This is a genomic window from Methylobacter sp. S3L5C (assembly GCF_022788635.1).
In the GTDB taxonomy this organism is placed as follows: domain Bacteria; phylum Pseudomonadota; class Gammaproteobacteria; order Methylococcales; family Methylomonadaceae; genus Methylobacter_C.
In genome coordinates this window covers 3,059,118-3,075,962 of the sequence record NZ_CP076024.1, presented here as the reverse complement: position 1 = coordinate 3,075,962, position 16,845 = coordinate 3,059,118, and the positions used below count along the sequence as shown (strand labels likewise).

At 44.3% G+C, this 16,845-nt stretch carries 15 protein-coding genes and 1 pseudogene; 9 read left to right on the top strand and 7 right to left on the bottom strand.

Features of this window, described 5'->3' with window-relative positions:
* Positions 1–211: 211 nt before the first annotated feature.
* A complete protein-coding gene (locus tag KKZ03_RS13730) occupies positions 212–1,093 on the bottom strand; it encodes a LysR substrate-binding domain-containing protein (RefSeq protein ID WP_243217389.1) in 882 nt (293 codons plus the stop codon).
* A 159-nt stretch (positions 1,094–1,252) separates the two neighbouring features.
* Here KKZ03_RS13730 and KKZ03_RS13725 point away from each other — a divergent pair, with 159 nt between their 5' ends.
* From KKZ03_RS13725 to KKZ03_RS13710, 4 genes are all read left to right on the top strand, one after another.
* Positions 1,253–2,392, top strand: coding sequence for a beta-propeller fold lactonase family protein (locus KKZ03_RS13725; protein ID WP_243217388.1), 1,140 nt, complete (start codon positions 1,253–1,255; stop codon positions 2,390–2,392).
* A 78-nt stretch (positions 2,393–2,470) separates the two neighbouring features.
* Positions 2,471–3,400 (top strand): protein-methionine-sulfoxide reductase catalytic subunit MsrP, encoded by a 930-nt coding sequence (gene msrP, locus KKZ03_RS13720; RefSeq protein WP_243217387.1) that lies wholly within the window; start codon positions 2,471–2,473, stop codon positions 3,398–3,400.
* Positions 3,401–3,402: 2 nt separating this feature from the next.
* Positions 3,403–4,047: a sulfite oxidase heme-binding subunit YedZ gene (locus tag KKZ03_RS13715; RefSeq protein ID WP_243217386.1), complete on the top strand. Its 645-nt coding sequence runs from the start codon at positions 3,403–3,405 to the stop codon at positions 4,045–4,047.
* The gene (locus KKZ03_RS13710) at positions 4,044–4,577 is read left to right on the top strand and encodes an NADPH-dependent FMN reductase (RefSeq protein WP_243217385.1); all 534 of its coding nucleotides are present in this window, start codon (positions 4,044–4,046) and stop codon (positions 4,575–4,577) included. The genes KKZ03_RS13715 and KKZ03_RS13710 overlap by 4 nt, the downstream gene beginning before the upstream one ends.
* Here the strand turns inward: KKZ03_RS13710 and KKZ03_RS13705 are convergent.
* The 5 genes from KKZ03_RS13705 to KKZ03_RS13685 form a co-directional block, all read right to left on the bottom strand.
* Complete coding sequence (locus tag KKZ03_RS13705; RefSeq protein WP_243217384.1) at positions 4,555–5,220, bottom strand: glutathione S-transferase family protein; 666 nt, start codon at positions 5,218–5,220, stop codon at positions 4,555–4,557. The genes KKZ03_RS13710 and KKZ03_RS13705 overlap by 23 nt on opposite strands.
* Positions 5,221–5,432: 212 nt before the next feature.
* Positions 5,433–6,455: an NAD(P)-dependent alcohol dehydrogenase gene (locus KKZ03_RS13700; RefSeq protein WP_243217383.1), complete on the bottom strand. Its 1,023-nt coding sequence runs from the start codon at positions 6,453–6,455 to the stop codon at positions 5,433–5,435.
* A 113-nt stretch (positions 6,456–6,568) separates the two neighbouring features.
* Positions 6,569–7,048 (bottom strand): nuclear transport factor 2 family protein, encoded by a 480-nt coding sequence (locus tag KKZ03_RS13695; RefSeq protein ID WP_243217382.1) that lies wholly within the window; start codon positions 7,046–7,048, stop codon positions 6,569–6,571.
* A gap of 46 nt (positions 7,049–7,094) precedes the next feature.
* Positions 7,095–7,709, bottom strand: coding sequence for a pyridoxamine 5'-phosphate oxidase family protein (locus KKZ03_RS13690; protein ID WP_243217381.1), 615 nt, complete (start codon positions 7,707–7,709; stop codon positions 7,095–7,097).
* 63 nt (positions 7,710–7,772) lie between these two features.
* Positions 7,773–8,321 (bottom strand): carboxymuconolactone decarboxylase family protein, encoded by a 549-nt coding sequence (locus KKZ03_RS13685; protein ID WP_243217380.1) that lies wholly within the window; start codon positions 8,319–8,321, stop codon positions 7,773–7,775.
* A 536-nt stretch (positions 8,322–8,857) separates the two neighbouring features.
* Here KKZ03_RS13685 and KKZ03_RS13680 point away from each other — a divergent pair.
* The 5 genes and pseudogenes from KKZ03_RS13680 to KKZ03_RS13660 all read left to right on the top strand — a co-directional run bounded on the left by KKZ03_RS13680 (position 8,858) and on the right by KKZ03_RS13660 (position 15,454).
* The gene (locus KKZ03_RS13680; RefSeq protein WP_243217379.1) at positions 8,858–9,274 is read left to right on the top strand and encodes a hypothetical protein; all 417 of its coding nucleotides are present in this window, start codon (positions 8,858–8,860) and stop codon (positions 9,272–9,274) included.
* 76 nt (positions 9,275–9,350) lie between these two features.
* A pseudogene (locus KKZ03_RS13675) lies at positions 9,351–10,789 on the top strand (IS1182 family transposase).
* Between the two features lie 1,063 nt (positions 10,790–11,852).
* The gene (locus KKZ03_RS13670) at positions 11,853–12,767 is read left to right on the top strand and encodes a hypothetical protein (protein ID WP_243217378.1); all 915 of its coding nucleotides are present in this window, start codon (positions 11,853–11,855) and stop codon (positions 12,765–12,767) included.
* Positions 12,768–12,803: 36 nt separating this feature from the next.
* Entirely contained in the window at positions 12,804–13,841 is a 1,038-nt protein-coding gene (locus KKZ03_RS13665) for a multicopper oxidase domain-containing protein (RefSeq protein WP_243217377.1), read from the top strand.
* Positions 13,842–14,056: 215 nt separating this feature from the next.
* Positions 14,057–15,454, top strand: coding sequence for a sigma-54-dependent Fis family transcriptional regulator (locus KKZ03_RS13660; protein ID WP_243217376.1), 1,398 nt, complete (start codon positions 14,057–14,059; stop codon positions 15,452–15,454).
* A gap of 357 nt (positions 15,455–15,811) precedes the next feature.
* Here the strand turns inward: KKZ03_RS13660 and KKZ03_RS13655 are convergent, their stop codons facing one another.
* Positions 15,812–16,816, bottom strand: a complete 1,005-nt coding sequence (locus KKZ03_RS13655) for a DUF2156 domain-containing protein (RefSeq protein WP_243217375.1) — start codon at positions 16,814–16,816, stop codon at positions 15,812–15,814.
* Positions 16,817–16,845: the final 29 nt, after the last annotated feature.

Genomic DNA, 16,845 nt, shown 5'->3' with positions numbered 1-16,845 from the left:
CCCTAAGCTGACGGTCAATTCAACGGGGCAATTAGATCAATTGGCCGACTATCGACTATCAGTATGTCAAAAAGCAGCACTTCTTTGTCGTATCATTATTCGCGTGAGTACCGCAGACAGTCACCTTGAAAGCCCGGGTAACATTTGAATCATCCACGAATTCTTAGTTTGCTGATAAATTAGCAGCGTTTTTTATTCAGTGCAATAACTGTCAATTAATTGATGTCAGTTCCCGCAAGCGTTCTACTGCGAAATCGACAAAGGCGCGTACCTTCGCAGCCGCTTTTCGGCCTTCCTGATAGACCACATGAACAGGTAATGACGCATTTTCATAGTCGGCGAGAACAATCTTGAGTCTTCCTGATACAACCTCGGGCGCAATCATGTACGACAAGACCAGGGTTAACCCGCGTCCGGCAACGGCGGCTGCAATCGCGACATCTGCGGTGTTGACGGTAAGTCGGGTTGAGAAAGGGACGGTGATGTCACCATATTGTCCTTTGAAGTGCCATTCGGCCTTAGACGCCAGACTCGAAAACTGCACGATGTCGTGTGCTCTGATGCCCTCTGGCACTTGCGGGATACCGCGAGCATCAAGGTACTCGGGCGAAGCACAAATCACCCTGCGCACCCACCCTACTCGAATGGCTGTCAAGGACGAATCCGGCAATTCGCCAATCCGTATTGCCACATCGAGTCCCTCATCAATCAGATTGACCACACGATCCACGAATAGCGTTTGCACAGAAACTTCGGGGTAACGTTCCAGAAATTCAATTAACAGCGGTGCTACGTGCAGACATCCAAATCGCGAGGATGCCGTTACGAATAATTTTCCCCGGGGAACGCGGTGAGCACCGGCTACAGATTCCTCGGCTTCATCAAGATCAGCCAGAATACGTCGGCAATCTTCCAAAAAACGTATACCCGCGTCAGTCGGCTTAACTAACCGGGTCGTTCGATGAAAAAGCATCACACCAAGATGATCTTCCAAGGCCGCGATGGTTCGCGTGACAGCAGGCGGTGACATATACAGTTTCCTGGCCGCCGAAGCAAAACCTTGAGTATCCGCTACCGCAGCGAACACCTGCATGGAGTGAAAGCGATCCATAAATTATTCCAAATAATGAAAGAGTGTCTTGTGATTTTAGACTATTCATTACTTTTTTAAAATACCGTAACCTATCTCCGTGCCAAGAATAAAGCCAGGCACTATCATAAATCTTAAACTACTCGTCTTGGGAGAACCATTATGTCAAGCATTACTGCCGTTAATCCAACCACCGCCATCCTCATTAAAAACAAATTCAAACTGACCGCTATCTCACTGTGTTTCGCCTCATGCCTACCCACCGTCGGCTTTGCCGATTCGGATAAGTCCAACGAAACCCTATATACCCTGTCCAACGATGCCGGACAAAATGAGGTACTGGCTTTTCAGCGTTTTACTAACGGACACATGGAAGCTGCCGGTCATTTTGCCACCGGCGGCGTGGGGACTGGTCACGGCCTGGGCAACCAGGGTGCTCTGGCGCTCAGCGACAACAAACGTTATTTGTTTGCCGTCAATGCCGGTAGCAACGACGTTTCGGTATTTCGCGTAAAGGATGATGAGCTGATACTGGTCGACCGTGCTGCTGATAAAGGCTTGACGCCAGTTAGTGTGACCGTCAGTCATAACCGGGTTTATGTGGTCAATGCGGGTGATGATTCGATCTTCGGGTTTGAATTCAATCCTGAAACCGGCAAACTGAAACCACTACCAAAATCATACCGTAAACTCAGTGCCGAAGGCACCAGTCCTGCCCAAATCAGCTTTGATAGGGATGCGGATGCGTTGGTCGTCACCGAAAAAGCGACCAACAAAATCACTACCTTCTCTCTGAATAAAGAAGGTCTGCCGTTGGAACGTCATGTTATCGACTCTGCCGGAACGACACCGTTTGGTTTCTCCTTCGGTAAACACGGTCAATTTTTTGTCGCCGAAGCCCAGGGCGGTGCCGTCAACGGCGCAACGGTTTCTTCTTATCAACTACTGGAAGATGGAACTGCTCAACTGATAGACGGTGCCATTGCGGCTGGACAAACGGCAGCCTGCTGGCTGATCACTACGCCCAACGGGCGGATGGCCTTCACTGCCGATACCCCGGCCAGTGCCATTTCCTCGTTTGCGATCGACCGTACCGGTCATGTAGCGCTGTTGAATTCGAAAGCAGCCCAAGAAACCCGGCCAACAGACTTGGCCGTGGCCTCGGATGGTTCGGTTCTCTATACGCTCAGTGGCGGCGAACATCATATCGGCGTTTACAAAATTCAAAAAGGCGGTACACTGCAACAACTGGAAAATCTCGACGCCCTGCCCATCGGCGTCACCGGGCTAATTGTACGTTAAACCAATAGCATTGGATTTAGCAAGCGCTTAGGCCTCCTGTCCTTAGCGCTTGCTATCCTATTAATTGAGATTAAAACCATGACTGCTCTTATCCCCATCATCCCATCATCAGAGATCACGCCACGAGAATTATTTTATAACAGGCGGCATTTTATGGAGTTAGCAGCAGGCGCGACCCTGGCGAGTTTATTGCCTCATAGTGTCTTAGCTGGTGAACAATTGGCAAACGTTAAAAAAGCGGCTGGAAGTTTACCTGACGAATTAACGCCTTTCAAAGATGTGACCCATTACAACAACTTCTATGAATTTGGTACCGGTAAGGAAGACCCTGCCCAAAACGCGGGTAGCCTAAAAACGCGCCCGTGGTCTATCACCGTGGAAGGCGAAGTTAATAAACCCAAAGTATTTGATATGGAGGAACTGCTAAAGCTTGCCCCATTGGAAGAGCGCGTTTATCGCCTGCGTTGCGTAGAAGCCTGGTCGATGGTCATTCCCTGGATTGGCTATTCGTTAGCTGAATTACTTAAACACGTAGAACCAACCGGTAAGGCCAAATTTGTCGAATTCGTCAGTCTGGAAGACCCTAAGCAAATGCCCGGACAAAAATCAGCTACGTTAAACTGGCCTTATCGGGAAGGCTTGCGCATTGACGAAGCCATGCATCCCTTAACATTGCTGGCCGTCGGTCTTTATGGTGAAGTATTGCCCAATCAGAATGGCGCACCGATACGCCTCGTGGTGCCGTGGAAGTACGGTTATAAAAGCGCCAAATCCATCGTAAAAATCCGCCTGGTGGAAAAACAGCCCATGACCAGCTGGATGGAAGCCGGACCTAACGAATACGGTTTTTACTCAAATGTGAATCCAGCCGTCGATCATCCACGCTGGACGCAGGCGAAAGAGCGACGCATCGGCGAGTTTTTAAAACGCCCCACCCTGCCTTTTAACGGTTACGCAGACCAAGTTGCGCAATTGTATTCCGGCATGGATCTGACTAAAAATTTCTGAAGATGATCTCGATTAAAAAGCTTGATAACAAGATAATCGCCTGGGTGAAAATCACCGTGTTTCTGCTGGCCTTAATTCCGTTGGCTAACTTAGGAATCTCTGCTTATTTAGACAGTCTGGGTGCCAATCCTATTGAAAAAATAACCCGAACAACAGGTTATTGGGCGCTTACTTTTTTATTAATTTCGTTAACAATTACACCGTTGCGGCGCGTCTCAGGCTGGAATTGGCTAATGCGTTTGCGGCGTATGTTGGGCTTGTTCGTGTTCTTTTACGCCAGTCTGCATTTTTTGACCTACTTGGTGCTGGATCAATTTTTCGATTGGGCAAGTATCGTTAACGATATTGTCAAGCGGCCTTATATTACGGTCGGTTTCCCAGCTTTTATCCTACTTGTTCCACTCGCCATTACCTCAAATAATCGTATGATCAAGTTATTGGGCGGCAAACGCTGGCTGCTGTTACATCGCTTGGTGTATCTGTGTGCCGTTGGTGGCGTCGTGCATTATTGGTGGCTGGTAAAAAAAGACCTGACCAATCCGCTGACTTTTGCAGTGTTGCTTGGCCTGTTGCTGGGGATTCGTTTGATCTATTGGCTGAGTGGATTGAACATACCCATGATACCCCGCAAAGGATGGCTATCATGAACGTACTGGCGATCTGTGGCAGTTTGCGGTCAGTGTCAATCAACCGTATGCTGCTGCATGCCGCAATTCGGCTATCGCCACCCGACATGGAAATTGTCATGTTTCCGGACATTGGGAAATTGCCCTCGTACAATCCAGACCTTGAACATTGCGTCCCTGTCCAAGTTGCGAAGTTTCGTACTCAAGTGGCTGACTCACAGGCATTGCTGATCGCAAGTCCGGAATATGCGCACGGCGTGACCGGCAGCCTCAAAAATGCGCTGGATTGGCTGGTTAGCTTCGAGCCGTTCGCCAATAAACCCGTGGCGTTGCTGAATGCGTCGCCACGGGCACGTCATTCCGATGCAGCATTGCGTGAAATACTCAAAACCATGTCCGCTGAGCTTGTCGAGTCTGCATCTATCTCCGTTCGGCTGCTAAGCTCCTCGCTCACAGAAGATGAAATTGCGAATCACCCGGAAATATCGATAGCCATTGCCAGTGCTCTTTTTGAACTGCAAGCTATCGCTAGCCATCGTATTTTACGTTAAGCTTCAGGAAAGCGGCTAGGGCGGCATCCCGATCCTCCATCATAGTCTGAATAGGGGGACGGGAGTCCATAAACTTCATATAGGCGACTACATTGGGCAGATATCGCTCAAGCATGTTTTCACCATAGATCTTCATCGTTGTCTGGTCAATCATCAAAAAGTGGACGTAGGCGACACAGTCGGCTGCGGTGAAAGTGGAACCTAAAATGTATGGGGAAAACTGTGCCAACTGAGCCACGGCTTTCAGACCGCTGGTTAATCTTTCTTTGGCTTCGCGTTTGGTTTCTTCCGAAACGCTGCCGCCAAAGAATGACTCCTTATAGAGACGCCGGGCCACCCACTCTGAGTTAAGTTCAAGGTTCTGAATAAGCTCCCGACACTTGGCCCGCGCAAATACCGTCGCTGGATACAGTGGCTGTTCTGGATAGCGTTCTACCAAGTAGTCCAGAATAACCTGGGATTCTGACAAACTGCCATACTCTGTCTCTATAAAGGGAATCTTGCCGAGCGGCGAAGATTCCCTGAACGATTCACGCTGCCACGGATAGACCAATCGTTCGTGAAACGGGATTTCCTTCTCAAGCAGTATCAGCTTGAGTTTGTTGTAATAATTGCTGACACCAAAACCGCAGAGAGTAATCATTGTCCTATCCTCATCACCTGTAGAAGTCGTGTTATAGCTTTCGCGTAAGCGTATTCCCTCGAGCCAGGCTTCGTGTCCCTGTATCATTAGAATACGACGTCCTCATTCCAGAGGCAATGCTTAATCTGTCGACTTTGACAGTCAGGCAGAAAATCTGAATCATTATAGTCACGAGGGTTAGTGCGAATGCCTTCCGTCACCCGCACCACGGTTCAGGACAGGTCGATAACAATCTTGCCGAAATGAGACGCGGACTTCAGCAGTTCATAGGCTTCAGGCACGTCATCGAAGCCGAAAACCTGTTCGATCACCGGGTGAATCTGATGATCGGAGATATAGCGATTGAGCCGCTCAAAATGCGTGACCGATCCTACGCAGATGCCGTTAATACTGGCGTTCTTGAACATTAACGGGAGAATGTCAGGCTGTAAGGCAAAGCCGGTCAGCACGCCGATTTGAGCAATACGGCCACCGGCAGCAATCGCGGCAATAGAACGGTTGTAGGTATCGGGACCACCAAGCTCAAGAATATGATCCACCTCCTTGCCATCGGTAAGATCAAGTGCGACCTTGTCCCACTCGGGTTGGGTGCGGTAGTTGATAGTTTGCCAGGCGCCGAAGTTACGTGCGCGTTCCAGCTTGGCGTCTGACGACGAAATCATTATCACCCGAGCACCGTATGCGGTGGCCAACTGAAGACCGAATAAAGCCACTCCTCCCGTGCCTTGAACGAGAACCGTATCGCCAGCCTTCAGTCCGCCACGCTCGAATAGCGCCTGCCAGGCAGTCAGACCTGCACAAGGCAAACAGGCCGCTTCGGCCAGCGTCAGGTGCGACGCAACCTCGACCAGGGAAGATTCCTCGGTGACGATGTAGTCACTCAGAACACCATCGGTCTGGCCACCACCCAAGGCCTTTGCAGGATATGTGAGCGAGAAAGCACCGCCGTGCCAGTTCGGGAAAAAGTTGGGACTGACACGGTCGCCTTCTTTCCATTGCGACACCTCAGAACCCACGGCCACAACGGTGCCGGCACCGTCAGACAGAGGGATCAAGCCGGCACGGTTTGAAGTGATGTCCTGCCGGGTTAGCAGGTCTCGATAGTTGAGGCTGGCTGCGCCCATCCGAATCAATACCTGATGATGATCAGGTTTGGGAGCTGCATTATCGCTACAAATAAGCTTGTTTGTTTCACCTGATCGAACAAGGTGATAACTTCTGGAGTTCTGGGTCATGTTCAGGCCTCATTTTTTAAATAGTGCGTTTATGAAAAAAGAAGTAGGGCACAACGTATTCCATTACAAATGGGAGCTTCAGGCTTTCATATAGCCCTGTATTGATGGGTGCTTTACAGTCCGAGGTCGCTTAATCCAGGATGATCATCCGGTCGACGCCCCAGCGGCCAATGGAATTTTCGGTCAGATTCTTTAATTGGTAAATCATTGATACAGGCGTAGCGACGCTGCATCAAGCCGTTCTGGTCGAATTCCCAGTTTTCATTGCCGTAAGAACGGAACCACTCGTCGTTGTCGCTGTGCCACTCGTAGGCAAAGCGGACTGCGATGCGGTTGCCTTCATAAGCCCAAAGCTCTTTTATCAAGCGATACTCATGCTCTTTCGCCCATTTTTGTGTTAGGAACGCGATGATTTGCTCCCGGCCTACGGGAAATTCGGCACGATTTCGCCACTGGCTGTCAATCGTATAGGCCAAGGCAACTTTTTCCGGATTGCGGCCATTCCAGCCATCTTCGGCCATGCGTACTTTTTGGGCCGCCGTTTCATGAGTAAAAGGCGGTAGGGGTGGACGTGCTGCTTCGGTAGTGTTCATTGATAACTCCTGGTTAATTGAATAAATATTTGTGAGTTTTCTCTCTTTAAGTTGATAGCCTTGACAAAGAAAGCTGTGCTTTTAGCGATTGAATTTCCTCAAGCAAGGGCGTTAATAAATGATCGACTTCAGCTTTAGAATAGCGCGGTGTAATGTGTTGAGGGCAATTCCATTCACAGGCTTCAACATGAATGACGATACCGCGTTCAACACGGGCGCGACAGGACGGTACTTGGAGTTGCGCAATTAATTCGGGATCTTCGTGTTCATGGACAATACGCGCTCGCCCCCAAATTTTAAGGCGTTGCCGGTTCGGGTAGTCCATCAAAATCATCGAGATACGATCATTCGCATTGAGATTGCCGACGCTCAGGTATTGACGATTGCCGCGAAAGTCGGCAAAACCGATGGTGCATTCATCAAGCACTTTTAAATAGCCTTTAGCTCCGCCCCGATGCTGGACATAAGGCCAGCCGGTTTCCGATACCGTGGCTTGATAAAAACTGTCTCGTTCGCCGATAAAGTCAATTTCCTGTTCAGTCATCCCAAACCCTGGATCATCGGCCAATTCAAAGCGACTATTGGCCTCCCGGCTACCATAACGGTTTTGAGCTGCTTTGACGCTGGGAGTAAAGGCGATTTCAGCAAAGGCAGTAGCCATGATAGATCTCCAAAAAGAACCGGCGGTATTGATCGCCGCCGGATAAGGTTCAAAACATAACGTTTATGCCGCGATTTTCAGATCAACTTTAGGAAAATCTATTTCAGTCTGGGCAACCTCGTTGATATAGTTGGTCAATGTATTCAGTGCAACATGAAGCACTATTTCCACAATTTCAGCATTACTGTAGCCAGCCGCTTTTACCGCAGCAAGGTCGGCATCGGAAACATGTCCACGTTCCAGCGCCACGCGGGTGGCAAATTTGACGGCAGCGGCGGCTTTAAGATCAGATGAATGCCCGTTACGGTTCGCCGCGATTTCAGCATCATCAAGCTTTGCGATGTTTTTGCCGAGATAAGTATGAGCGGACAGACAGTAACTGCAACCATTGATTTCTGCAATAGCCAGGGCGATACGTTCTCTGGTTTTTGGATCAAGCGCTCCTTTACCTAAAGCATTATTAAGGCTCAAATAGCCTTCCAAAGCTGCCGGACTATTGCCCACCAGCTTCATTAAATTGGGCACGACACCCAATTGCTTTTTAACAGCATCCAGTAACGGCAAAGAGGCGGCAGGGGTTTGTTCTGTAGTTGGGATAGCAATTCGGTTCATGATGATTCTCCAAGATAAGTTAATGTAGTTGCCTTACTCACAGTGTTGCGAGTGGTTAAAGTTTACAAGACCTATTTGAAAAGAAGAATAGCCATCATTTGCAAGATACCATTCCATAAAACATAATAATAAGACCCTGATTACATTCCGGTGTCTTTGGAGGGATAAGCTAAAATGTTGATTTTTTAGATAGCCAGAATTGACAATATGTTTATATCAAGTCAAAAAACCTGCACAAGATGATCAATTGCTTCAGACGTTATCACCATTAATATGGCGTTCATTAGATGAGTACTAGGGAAGAAAAAAGGATGGCTTGGATCCTATTTTGCTGTCTGAGAATAGGGTCGATTGGACACTTGGGTGCCTATCTCTGGAGGACTCTGAATGACTGTTTTCAAGGGTTAAGCAGCCGTTCATTGTAAACCAGCATCTGTCTCATACTGGTCGGTTGGTTTATAGCCAATTAGTCACTGACCACTTACTGGAAGCAGTATAACAATAAGACTCCTTTACTTACATTTTAGGAGTTTGTTATGAAGCAAGATACCAACGATCAAAAGAACTATCAAGTCCCATGGAACAAGGGCAAATTGATTGGTCAGAAATCACCGCTCAAATTGAAAGAGATTTGGGCAATTCGGATTCGTTTGCAGATGGCTAAAAACACTCGGGAGTTGGCGTTGTTCAACTTGGCCATTGACAGCAAATTACGTGGCTGCGATCTGGTCAAACTTCGAATAAGCGACGTAGCCCAAAATAACCGGGTATTCAGCCTCAATACTTTGAAATTGTTTGTGACATTATTAAAATATCTGGTGAGCAAGGACTGTCACTTGATAGCTATAAAAAATACTAAGCACCTAACAAGAGGCCAAGGGGTCTTGCAATCACGCATCTTGTCTAACAGGCAGCTATCGACTCAACTGCTGTCACTGACGCATACAACGTAGCGGTCCGCAATTGGCCCAGACTGTGTGAAAACTACAATCCAGCTATAATTATATTTTCAATTGAAAGTATATCAATATGAGCGGATTTATAACGGGCGAAGCTCGCACTCATGCGACCTTATTTCCAGAAAAACTCGATGATTACATCTCGGCAGACAATGCCACCAGAGTAATCGACATATTCATTGATGGTATTGATCTGTCGGCTACGGGGTTTAAAACCCTAGCGGCTGCCACTGGTCGACCTGGATATCATCCTGAAACCCTGCTAAAGCTTTATGTGTATGGCTACCTAAATCGCGTTCAATCATCGCGCCGATTAGAACGGGAAGCCGGATGTAATGTTGAGCTGATGTGGTTACTGAAGCGTTTGGCTCCGGATTTTAAAACCATTGCTGATTTTCGCAAAAATAATACTAAAGCCATCAGATTGGTTTGTCGTGAGTTTGTTATTATTTGCCGTAAACTCAAGCTTTTTAGTGAGGCGTTTGTTGCCATTGATGGTAGTAAATTTAAGGCCGTCAACAACCGTGACCGGAATTACACGCAAGCTAAATTAAAGCGCAGACTCGAATTAATTGATGAAAGTATTGCCCGCTATCTGGGGCAAATTACCAGCGCAGATCGACTGGACGATTCAGTTGCTAAGGGTAAAACAGAACGACTGGAAAATAAGATTGAAAAACTCAAAAAGGAAATCGGGCGACTCAATATAATTGAAGTATAATTGAAGTGCAATTACAGGCCAGCCCCGATAAGCAAATTTCGCTAACCGATCCGGATGCTCGCTCCATGATCAGTGCGGGTAACGGCCTGGTTGGCTATAACGTGCAAACCGCCGTAGATACTAAACATCACCTTATCGTTGCTCACGAAGTGACTAATGTAGGTAATGATCGTGCCCAGTTAGCCAATATGGCTCGGCAAGCTAAAGCCGCTCTTGACGTTGATGCCTTAACCGCCGTCGCTGATCGGGGTTATTACAGTGGCCAAGAAATAAAATCTTGCGGTGAAGCAAATATCGAGTTGTATCTCCCTAAATCAGAAACGTCGGGTAATCAAGCCAAAGGACTCTTCGGTAAGCGGGATTTTATCTATAAACCTGAAGATGATGAGTACGAATGCCCTGCTGGTGAGCGGGCAATCTTCCGCTATGATTCACTGGACAAAGGTAAAACCATGCGGCGTTATTGGTCTTCTTCCTGTGTTAAATGTACCATGAAACCGCAATGTACCACCGGTGTCAATCGGCGCATTAGTCGCTGGGAACATGAAGCCGTATTAGATGCTTTAGAAAAACGCATTAACCAAGCACCGGAAATGATGAAAGTCAGGCGAGAAAATGTAGAGCATCCTTTTGGAACGCTTAAGCTCTGGATGAGTTACACGCACTTCCAAATGCGAACATTAGATAAGGTTAGTGCAGAAATGAGCTTGCATGTGCTTGCCTATAATTTGAAGCGAGTCATGAATATCATGGGCACTGCGGCTCTCATAACCGCATTGGGGGCATAAAAGCCTTCTTTTAGTCGCAGAAATGAATTCTTCGAAGGGATTTATGCTTTTATCAGCGCTGAGTTATACTTCTAGTTTTTACAGGATAAAAACCACACACAAAATAGTCGACAAATAGTAACCCCAGAACTTGGCAGATAGCCTTATGAAAGCCATATTTTGCATAAATTGTATTTTTCACGAATTCTTGACATATAAGCGACATTTACGACATATTTAAAATTATCAGCTAATTATGTAACAATAGTCATTCAAACATCATAAATTATTTTAAATAAAACAAGTCAAATTTATTCAAAGTTATCTTGAAAATGAGGTGGATAAACGTATTAAATTAGTCTTCATTGACAGATAAGTAGGATATCTTTTTATACCTATGAATCGTTTTGAAATCTTGGCTAACATTAGCAAATCTTATACCGTAAATTTCGCCTGAAAGTAAAATTCCCCTAAAAATGTTAAATAACCTTTGAACGGTTATTTTCGCTCAGTGTGGCCGATCTACTTGTGAGCACCGATGGCAGATACTTTTCAAAAAAGTATAATCAGACATAATTAAATTTCAGAAGTTCAAAAGTACTCTAAAGCTATGCCAGCCGTAGCATTGAAAAAGCCCCGCGAAACAAATCTGTCGTTTTTTTAAACGTACCCTGCATTAATAATTTGCTATATAGCAAGTAGCTGATACATCAATATGGCGTTAGTAATAATTGATTTTGTTAAGATATTTTTGATTACCTACTTGGAAGTCATATATTTAAAATTATCTGCAATTCATCAATGCGGTTAAAAATCGGGACTAAGGCATTACACCCACCCTTCGCTTATTTTTCTAGTGGTTCGTGAGATTTAAAAAACACTACATATAGTGTTTCTTGGAGTTGATATAAAGTAACTATCAGCTAAAGATGATTTGATGTGAGATTCGCAACAGTAGTTTTTGTTAGCAATCTACAGAATGGCACTGTATTTGATTTCTTGTAAAAAAGAAAACGCCATAATCATTTTTGTGGGTATTTACCTACAAATTAGCAACTTTAAATCTAACCATTCTGAATAGATCATGAAAACAAAATTATGTAGAAACACCTTGTACGGTTTGGTATTAGCCAGCACAAGTCTAATTGCAAATGCAACCCAATTTGTAGACCCTTTTGTCTTTACCAGTGACCGTAATACTAAAACACTGGATTTACTAATGGTCGCTAAACCTGGGCCCATCAATGCCTTACCGGGCGTTAATGGCTGGGTCTATAATATTTGCGAACGTAAATACAGCATAGGTGATCAATGCCAGAAGGATAAAACCAACCCGAATCCTTATGGTGGATCTCGCTTACAAATTAACCAAGGGGATACCTTAAAAATACATCTAATCAATGAACTTCCTTTAGCGCCAGAAGCAATACACCAATTTGATCCGGGTGAACAATTCTTAATACAAAACCCGACTAACATCCATACCCATGGGATGCTGGTAACCCCCACTTCTTTATTGCCCAATACCCCGAATACCAAATACGGTGACAATATATTTGTCTTAACTTTTAATATTAATAATGGCCAACCGATAATCACGCCCAACACACACGTTCATGGCGATGTCAATATGGATTCAACGGATTATCAAATCACTGTTCCTGCACATCACCCCTCTGGATTATTTTGGTTTCATCCGCATGCGCATGGAATTTCGATGAATCAGATTTCTGCAGGCTTATCCGGTGCTCTTACGGTTGGACAGTTAACTGATTATGTTACAGGACTTCCTGCAAGTACAAAAGTCAACAATCTTATTTTGAAAGATATTCAGGTCAATGGCGATAACACAATAAATGATCAAGAGGACCCCGGATTTTGCACTTCATTAGCAACTCAACCCGGTTTTTGCAATGGTGCTAACAATGGCAAATGGTATTTTACTTTAAGCGGTCAATTAAACCCATCCATTAATGTAAATGCAACAGGACAAGTTTGAAGAATTGTCAATTCGTCCGGTAGTGTTACTTATGACTTGCAACTTTCCAAGAAGATTACAGGCGGAGCAGCTTCATCAACCGGTATGGCGTTACAAATACTATCAGTAGATGGTATTAGTGCAACACCGACCGCTGCTATAAGTATGGGGGATTTGAAACAAATAGGCGGCGGTAAATTCAGACCTATTCCTTGTCCTGGCATCACCAGTAATAGCCCTCCAACCATTTGTACCGATAAACTACACTTAATGCCATCAGCTCGTGCTGAAGTATGGGTAATTAATCGTGATGCCAATGGCAGCATTATCAATCCGGACGACAGTAAAGCGGTATTACAAACCACTGGTTATATAACAGGAATCAGCGGTGATGCATGGCCAGCAATTGATTTAGCGCAAATTACATTTACCGGTCCTGGTCAAAGCAATATTCCCAAGGTACTGCAAATCAATGACCCCATGCACAATGGCGGTAGTGGCATCAATAATATTGCACTTGCTAAAGATCTCGCGACATCAAATGCCTCAGTTTTACCCAATGCGGCTTGCAAACCATTACCTAAAGGTTGGAAACGCCGAATTTTTTATGGTAATCCTACTATAGATAATTTTGGTCTGGGCTTTGAATTAGTAGATGATAAAGGTAACCAAGTACCTAATTCATTTCAGGATGTAGCAGCATATCCAAATGCAGCCAAATCAATTTGTCTACCTTTAGGTACGGGCAATACCCCCGTCTATGAAAAATGGGAACTAATTAACTTAGCCAATGAAGATCATAACTTCCATATTCATCAAACTAAATTTCGGGTTTTAACGGCTGGAGAAATATTGGATGGGACGTCAGGCCGGTCTTCCAAAGCGATATTACAAGACAATGTGCCGATTTTATCGGGAACGGTTAATTGTGATGGTACGGTTGCAAGTTGGAGAAATGGTTCTTGTCAAACCACTCCGGTTGTTGTAGAAATTCCTTTTGCTATCGCAGGTGACTTTGTGTTCCATTGCCATATTTTAGATCATGAAGATGGCGGGATGATGGGAGCTATTAATATTACCGGATCCGCTCTATAAATCACCGTCCGCTTATTTTAGCCAGGTCGGGCACATATTTTCGTGCCCGACTTTTTCACGTTAAAAAATTTTCTGACGATAAAATAGAATAAAATTTTTAAAACAAAGGGTTAAACGGGCTTTATAACCCGTATCCAGATGTCAGTTCATTATACTAACCCACCAGCTTTAGCTGATGGTCGTTCAGTGATACTTGATAAGGAGCTTATTAGTTTATGCCTTTCACAACACGCAACTTGATTGTTTATCAACCATTTATATTTGGAAATCAAATTATAAATCAATTATTAGTACGCAATTGGGAAGTTTATATTGCCAATGATCTGGAGCAAGCGACACAATTATTATATAAACATAAGTTCAAGGTAGGCTTGTATTTGAGCGACATGATGTGCGACAACAACTGTTTGATCGATAATTGTACAAACGGGAAGCTTCTGGCCAAGCTACATTTATTATTTAATTCAGATGTACCTATTAACTGGATAATGGGTTTGCATAAAGAGTGCCGATGTCCAATATCGCCTGATTTTAATTCCAGTAAGTTAATTGCTAAATATTGCGACGATGACACCAGTTTGTCAGTTGATATTGAGGACTTGTTAATTGCTTTGGGTCATGCTTATGGTACAAATAAATTTGATCTGCCTGTCGAAAAACAAATCACTCACTATCCTTCCCGCTTTGGAATTATTGGCAATAGTTCATTGATGGTTGATTTATTTAACCGGCTTCAAAAAGTTTCTAAAGAAAACTGTTCAGTTCTTATCGAAGGCGAAACCGGAACCGGCAAGGAATTGGTTGCTAACGCCATTCATAATAATTCTAACCGCTCCAAATATCCGCTTGTTGCAATAAACTGTGGTGCATTTCCAAAAGATTTAATTCAGGCAGAGTTATTTGGCTATGAAAAAGGCGCATTTACCGGAGCACAGCAATCTAAAATTGGCCGTATTGAATCGGCACAGGGTGGAACCCTGTTTTTGGATGAGATAGGGGATTTACCTTTTGAACAACAAATTAATCTGTTACGTTTTCTTGAGGACAGAACAATTGAGCGTATTGGTGGGTCAGCGAAAATTGCTATTGATGTGCGGGTAATTGCTGCAACCCATGTAGATCTTAAAGCAGCGGTACTAAACGGAACCTTCAGGGAAGATCTTTATTACCGTCTTCAGGTACTGCAAATAAAAACGCCATCATTGCGAATGAGGGAAAATGACATAGAACTACTTGCTTACTATTATTTCAATAAATTTTCTGCAGGTGGAAATTACAAGTCGAGAGGATTTAATTTAGATGCTCTTTTCCTGTTAAAAAATTACGAGTGGCCTGGCAATGTTCGGCAATTAATGAATGTTATTCGTCATGCTATTGTCTTGTCGGAAAATCGTCTACTTACTCCGGCGGATCTAGGGTTGGATAAGCATCATAAAAATAGCACATTACAGACCCTTGAGCAGGCTAGGGCAATTACCGACCGTGAGTTGATCTTTACAACCCTGCGTCATACCAACAACAATATTAGTCGCTCTGCGCAATTACTGGGTATTTCGCGTGTAAGCCTCTACCGGTTGATGCATAAGTATACTATAGAGAATTTGGATTTTTAGAGCTTTATCTATCTGGCAGCACATAAATTTTCCGATCATTTTCATTTATTTAGAATAACTATAGATATCGAAGCTAATTAAACTACATAGGTGAGCTTGCTAACCAAGGTCAGCATTGGCTAATTTTTTATCATGGCCTTTTATTAGCTTCGGTATCTATATTTGGCTTAAATGACCAAAAATAGCTATCCCACAATTGCCGATAGATTTGAATTTTTTCTGCTACGCTGTGTCAGTGCTATATTGCTCCATTGGAAGTTATACCAAGTGATCTATATATTTTCAGATAATTAACACCATGTTTTGTGTAAGCATCCTTGATATTAATCTAGGATTGGAAGTGAGGTGTTTGGTTTTTTAAACATGAGCATTGAGGGCTTTAAGAAGAGATTTTATACTTGAATAGGATAGGTTTTTTTCAGGAAACAACAAATATGAGGGGTGAATTATTGGTTCGAATTTTTTCCAGAAGGCTGCTCGGCCGCCGAGATGAAAAACTTTCTTTGCTAATTGATAGACCCAGTGTGCAACTGTTTTGGAAAAGTCATTCAGTCCGATGATTTCTCCCAGTTGGTTCCCCGGAACAGGCCCCATTGAAACGTATTGACAATTCTCTTGTGCTAAAGTTTGTAGCACAGAGATGACCAATAATTCTGAAATACCATGGGGGGCATCTTTAGTTGTTAGAATACTATTTATAAGCCATCCATTATGCGATTGAAGTTCGCTGAGTAGTATAACTCCAACTATTTTTTCTTCTTTTTTGGCATAGAACCAACGTTTGCCTACACGATCATTAAACAAAGTAAAGTCAGCTAAAAAGACTTGAGGTCCTTGGCGTTCCTTTTGCCATGTTATTGCGACTTCTTGCAATGCTTTTTCAATGTCAGAATTATCTCCAGAGTATTCTTGTACCAAAGCCCCTTCCAGTCGTGCGCGCTTCACCCTGTTGCGGACAAGTCCAGCTTTTGAGCCTTTACGGTCAATGGGATTACTGAGAGGATTTAATACAAATTTTTCCCCGAATTCAATCAGAACAGAACCGAGATTTTGCACTGCCAAGTTGGCAAATTCTTCTGATACAATGATGTAAACAACACCTATTTTCAGGCTTAGGCAATACTGTTGAAACATTTTGGCTAGTGCTTGTTTATTTACTGCGGCGCATACTGGATCACCAAAAACTACTGCGTTACCGGTTTCGATACGATAGCCAATAAAACCTTCGATACATGGATCGGAAAAAATTTGGCATGTGGCTGACAATATACCTTCGGTATTTACATCGCCCCATTTACGCACCAGGTTTACCAAGGAATTACGGTCAAAAAGTTGCTTTTCGTTTTCTAACGAGGTTTTCATAATATTTTCCAAAGGGTGTAAATGATTTC

Excerpts from the sequence above, each read along its gene's own strand:
- KKZ03_RS13730 (WP_243217389.1), bottom strand. The coding sequence starts at position 1,093 with ATGCAGGTGTTCGCTGCGGTAGCGGATACTCAAGGTTTTGCTTCGGCG.
- KKZ03_RS13725 (WP_243217388.1), top strand. The coding sequence starts at position 1,253 with ATGTCAAGCATTACTGCCGTTAATCCAACCACCGCCATCCTCATTAAA.
- msrP (WP_243217387.1), top strand. The coding sequence starts at position 2,471 with ATGACTGCTCTTATCCCCATCATCCCATCATCAGAGATCACGCCACGA.
- KKZ03_RS13715 (WP_243217386.1), top strand. The coding sequence starts at position 3,403 with ATGATCTCGATTAAAAAGCTTGATAACAAGATAATCGCCTGGGTGAAA.
- KKZ03_RS13710 (WP_243217385.1), top strand. The coding sequence starts at position 4,044 with ATGAACGTACTGGCGATCTGTGGCAGTTTGCGGTCAGTGTCAATCAAC.
- KKZ03_RS13705 (WP_243217384.1), bottom strand. The coding sequence starts at position 5,220 with ATGATTACTCTCTGCGGTTTTGGTGTCAGCAATTATTACAACAAACTC.
- KKZ03_RS13700 (WP_243217383.1), bottom strand. The coding sequence starts at position 6,455 with ATGACCCAGAACTCCAGAAGTTATCACCTTGTTCGATCAGGTGAAACA.
- KKZ03_RS13695 (WP_243217382.1), bottom strand. The coding sequence starts at position 7,048 with ATGAACACTACCGAAGCAGCACGTCCACCCCTACCGCCTTTTACTCAT.
- KKZ03_RS13690 (WP_243217381.1), bottom strand. The coding sequence starts at position 7,709 with ATGGCTACTGCCTTTGCTGAAATCGCCTTTACTCCCAGCGTCAAAGCA.
- KKZ03_RS13685 (WP_243217380.1), bottom strand. The coding sequence starts at position 8,321 with ATGAACCGAATTGCTATCCCAACTACAGAACAAACCCCTGCCGCCTCT.
- KKZ03_RS13680 (WP_243217379.1), top strand. The coding sequence starts at position 8,858 with ATGAAGCAAGATACCAACGATCAAAAGAACTATCAAGTCCCATGGAAC.
- KKZ03_RS13670 (WP_243217378.1), top strand. The coding sequence starts at position 11,853 with ATGAAAACAAAATTATGTAGAAACACCTTGTACGGTTTGGTATTAGCC.
- KKZ03_RS13660 (WP_243217376.1), top strand. The coding sequence starts at position 14,057 with ATGCCTTTCACAACACGCAACTTGATTGTTTATCAACCATTTATATTT.
- KKZ03_RS13655 (WP_243217375.1), bottom strand. The coding sequence starts at position 16,816 with ATGAAAACCTCGTTAGAAAACGAAAAGCAACTTTTTGACCGTAATTCC.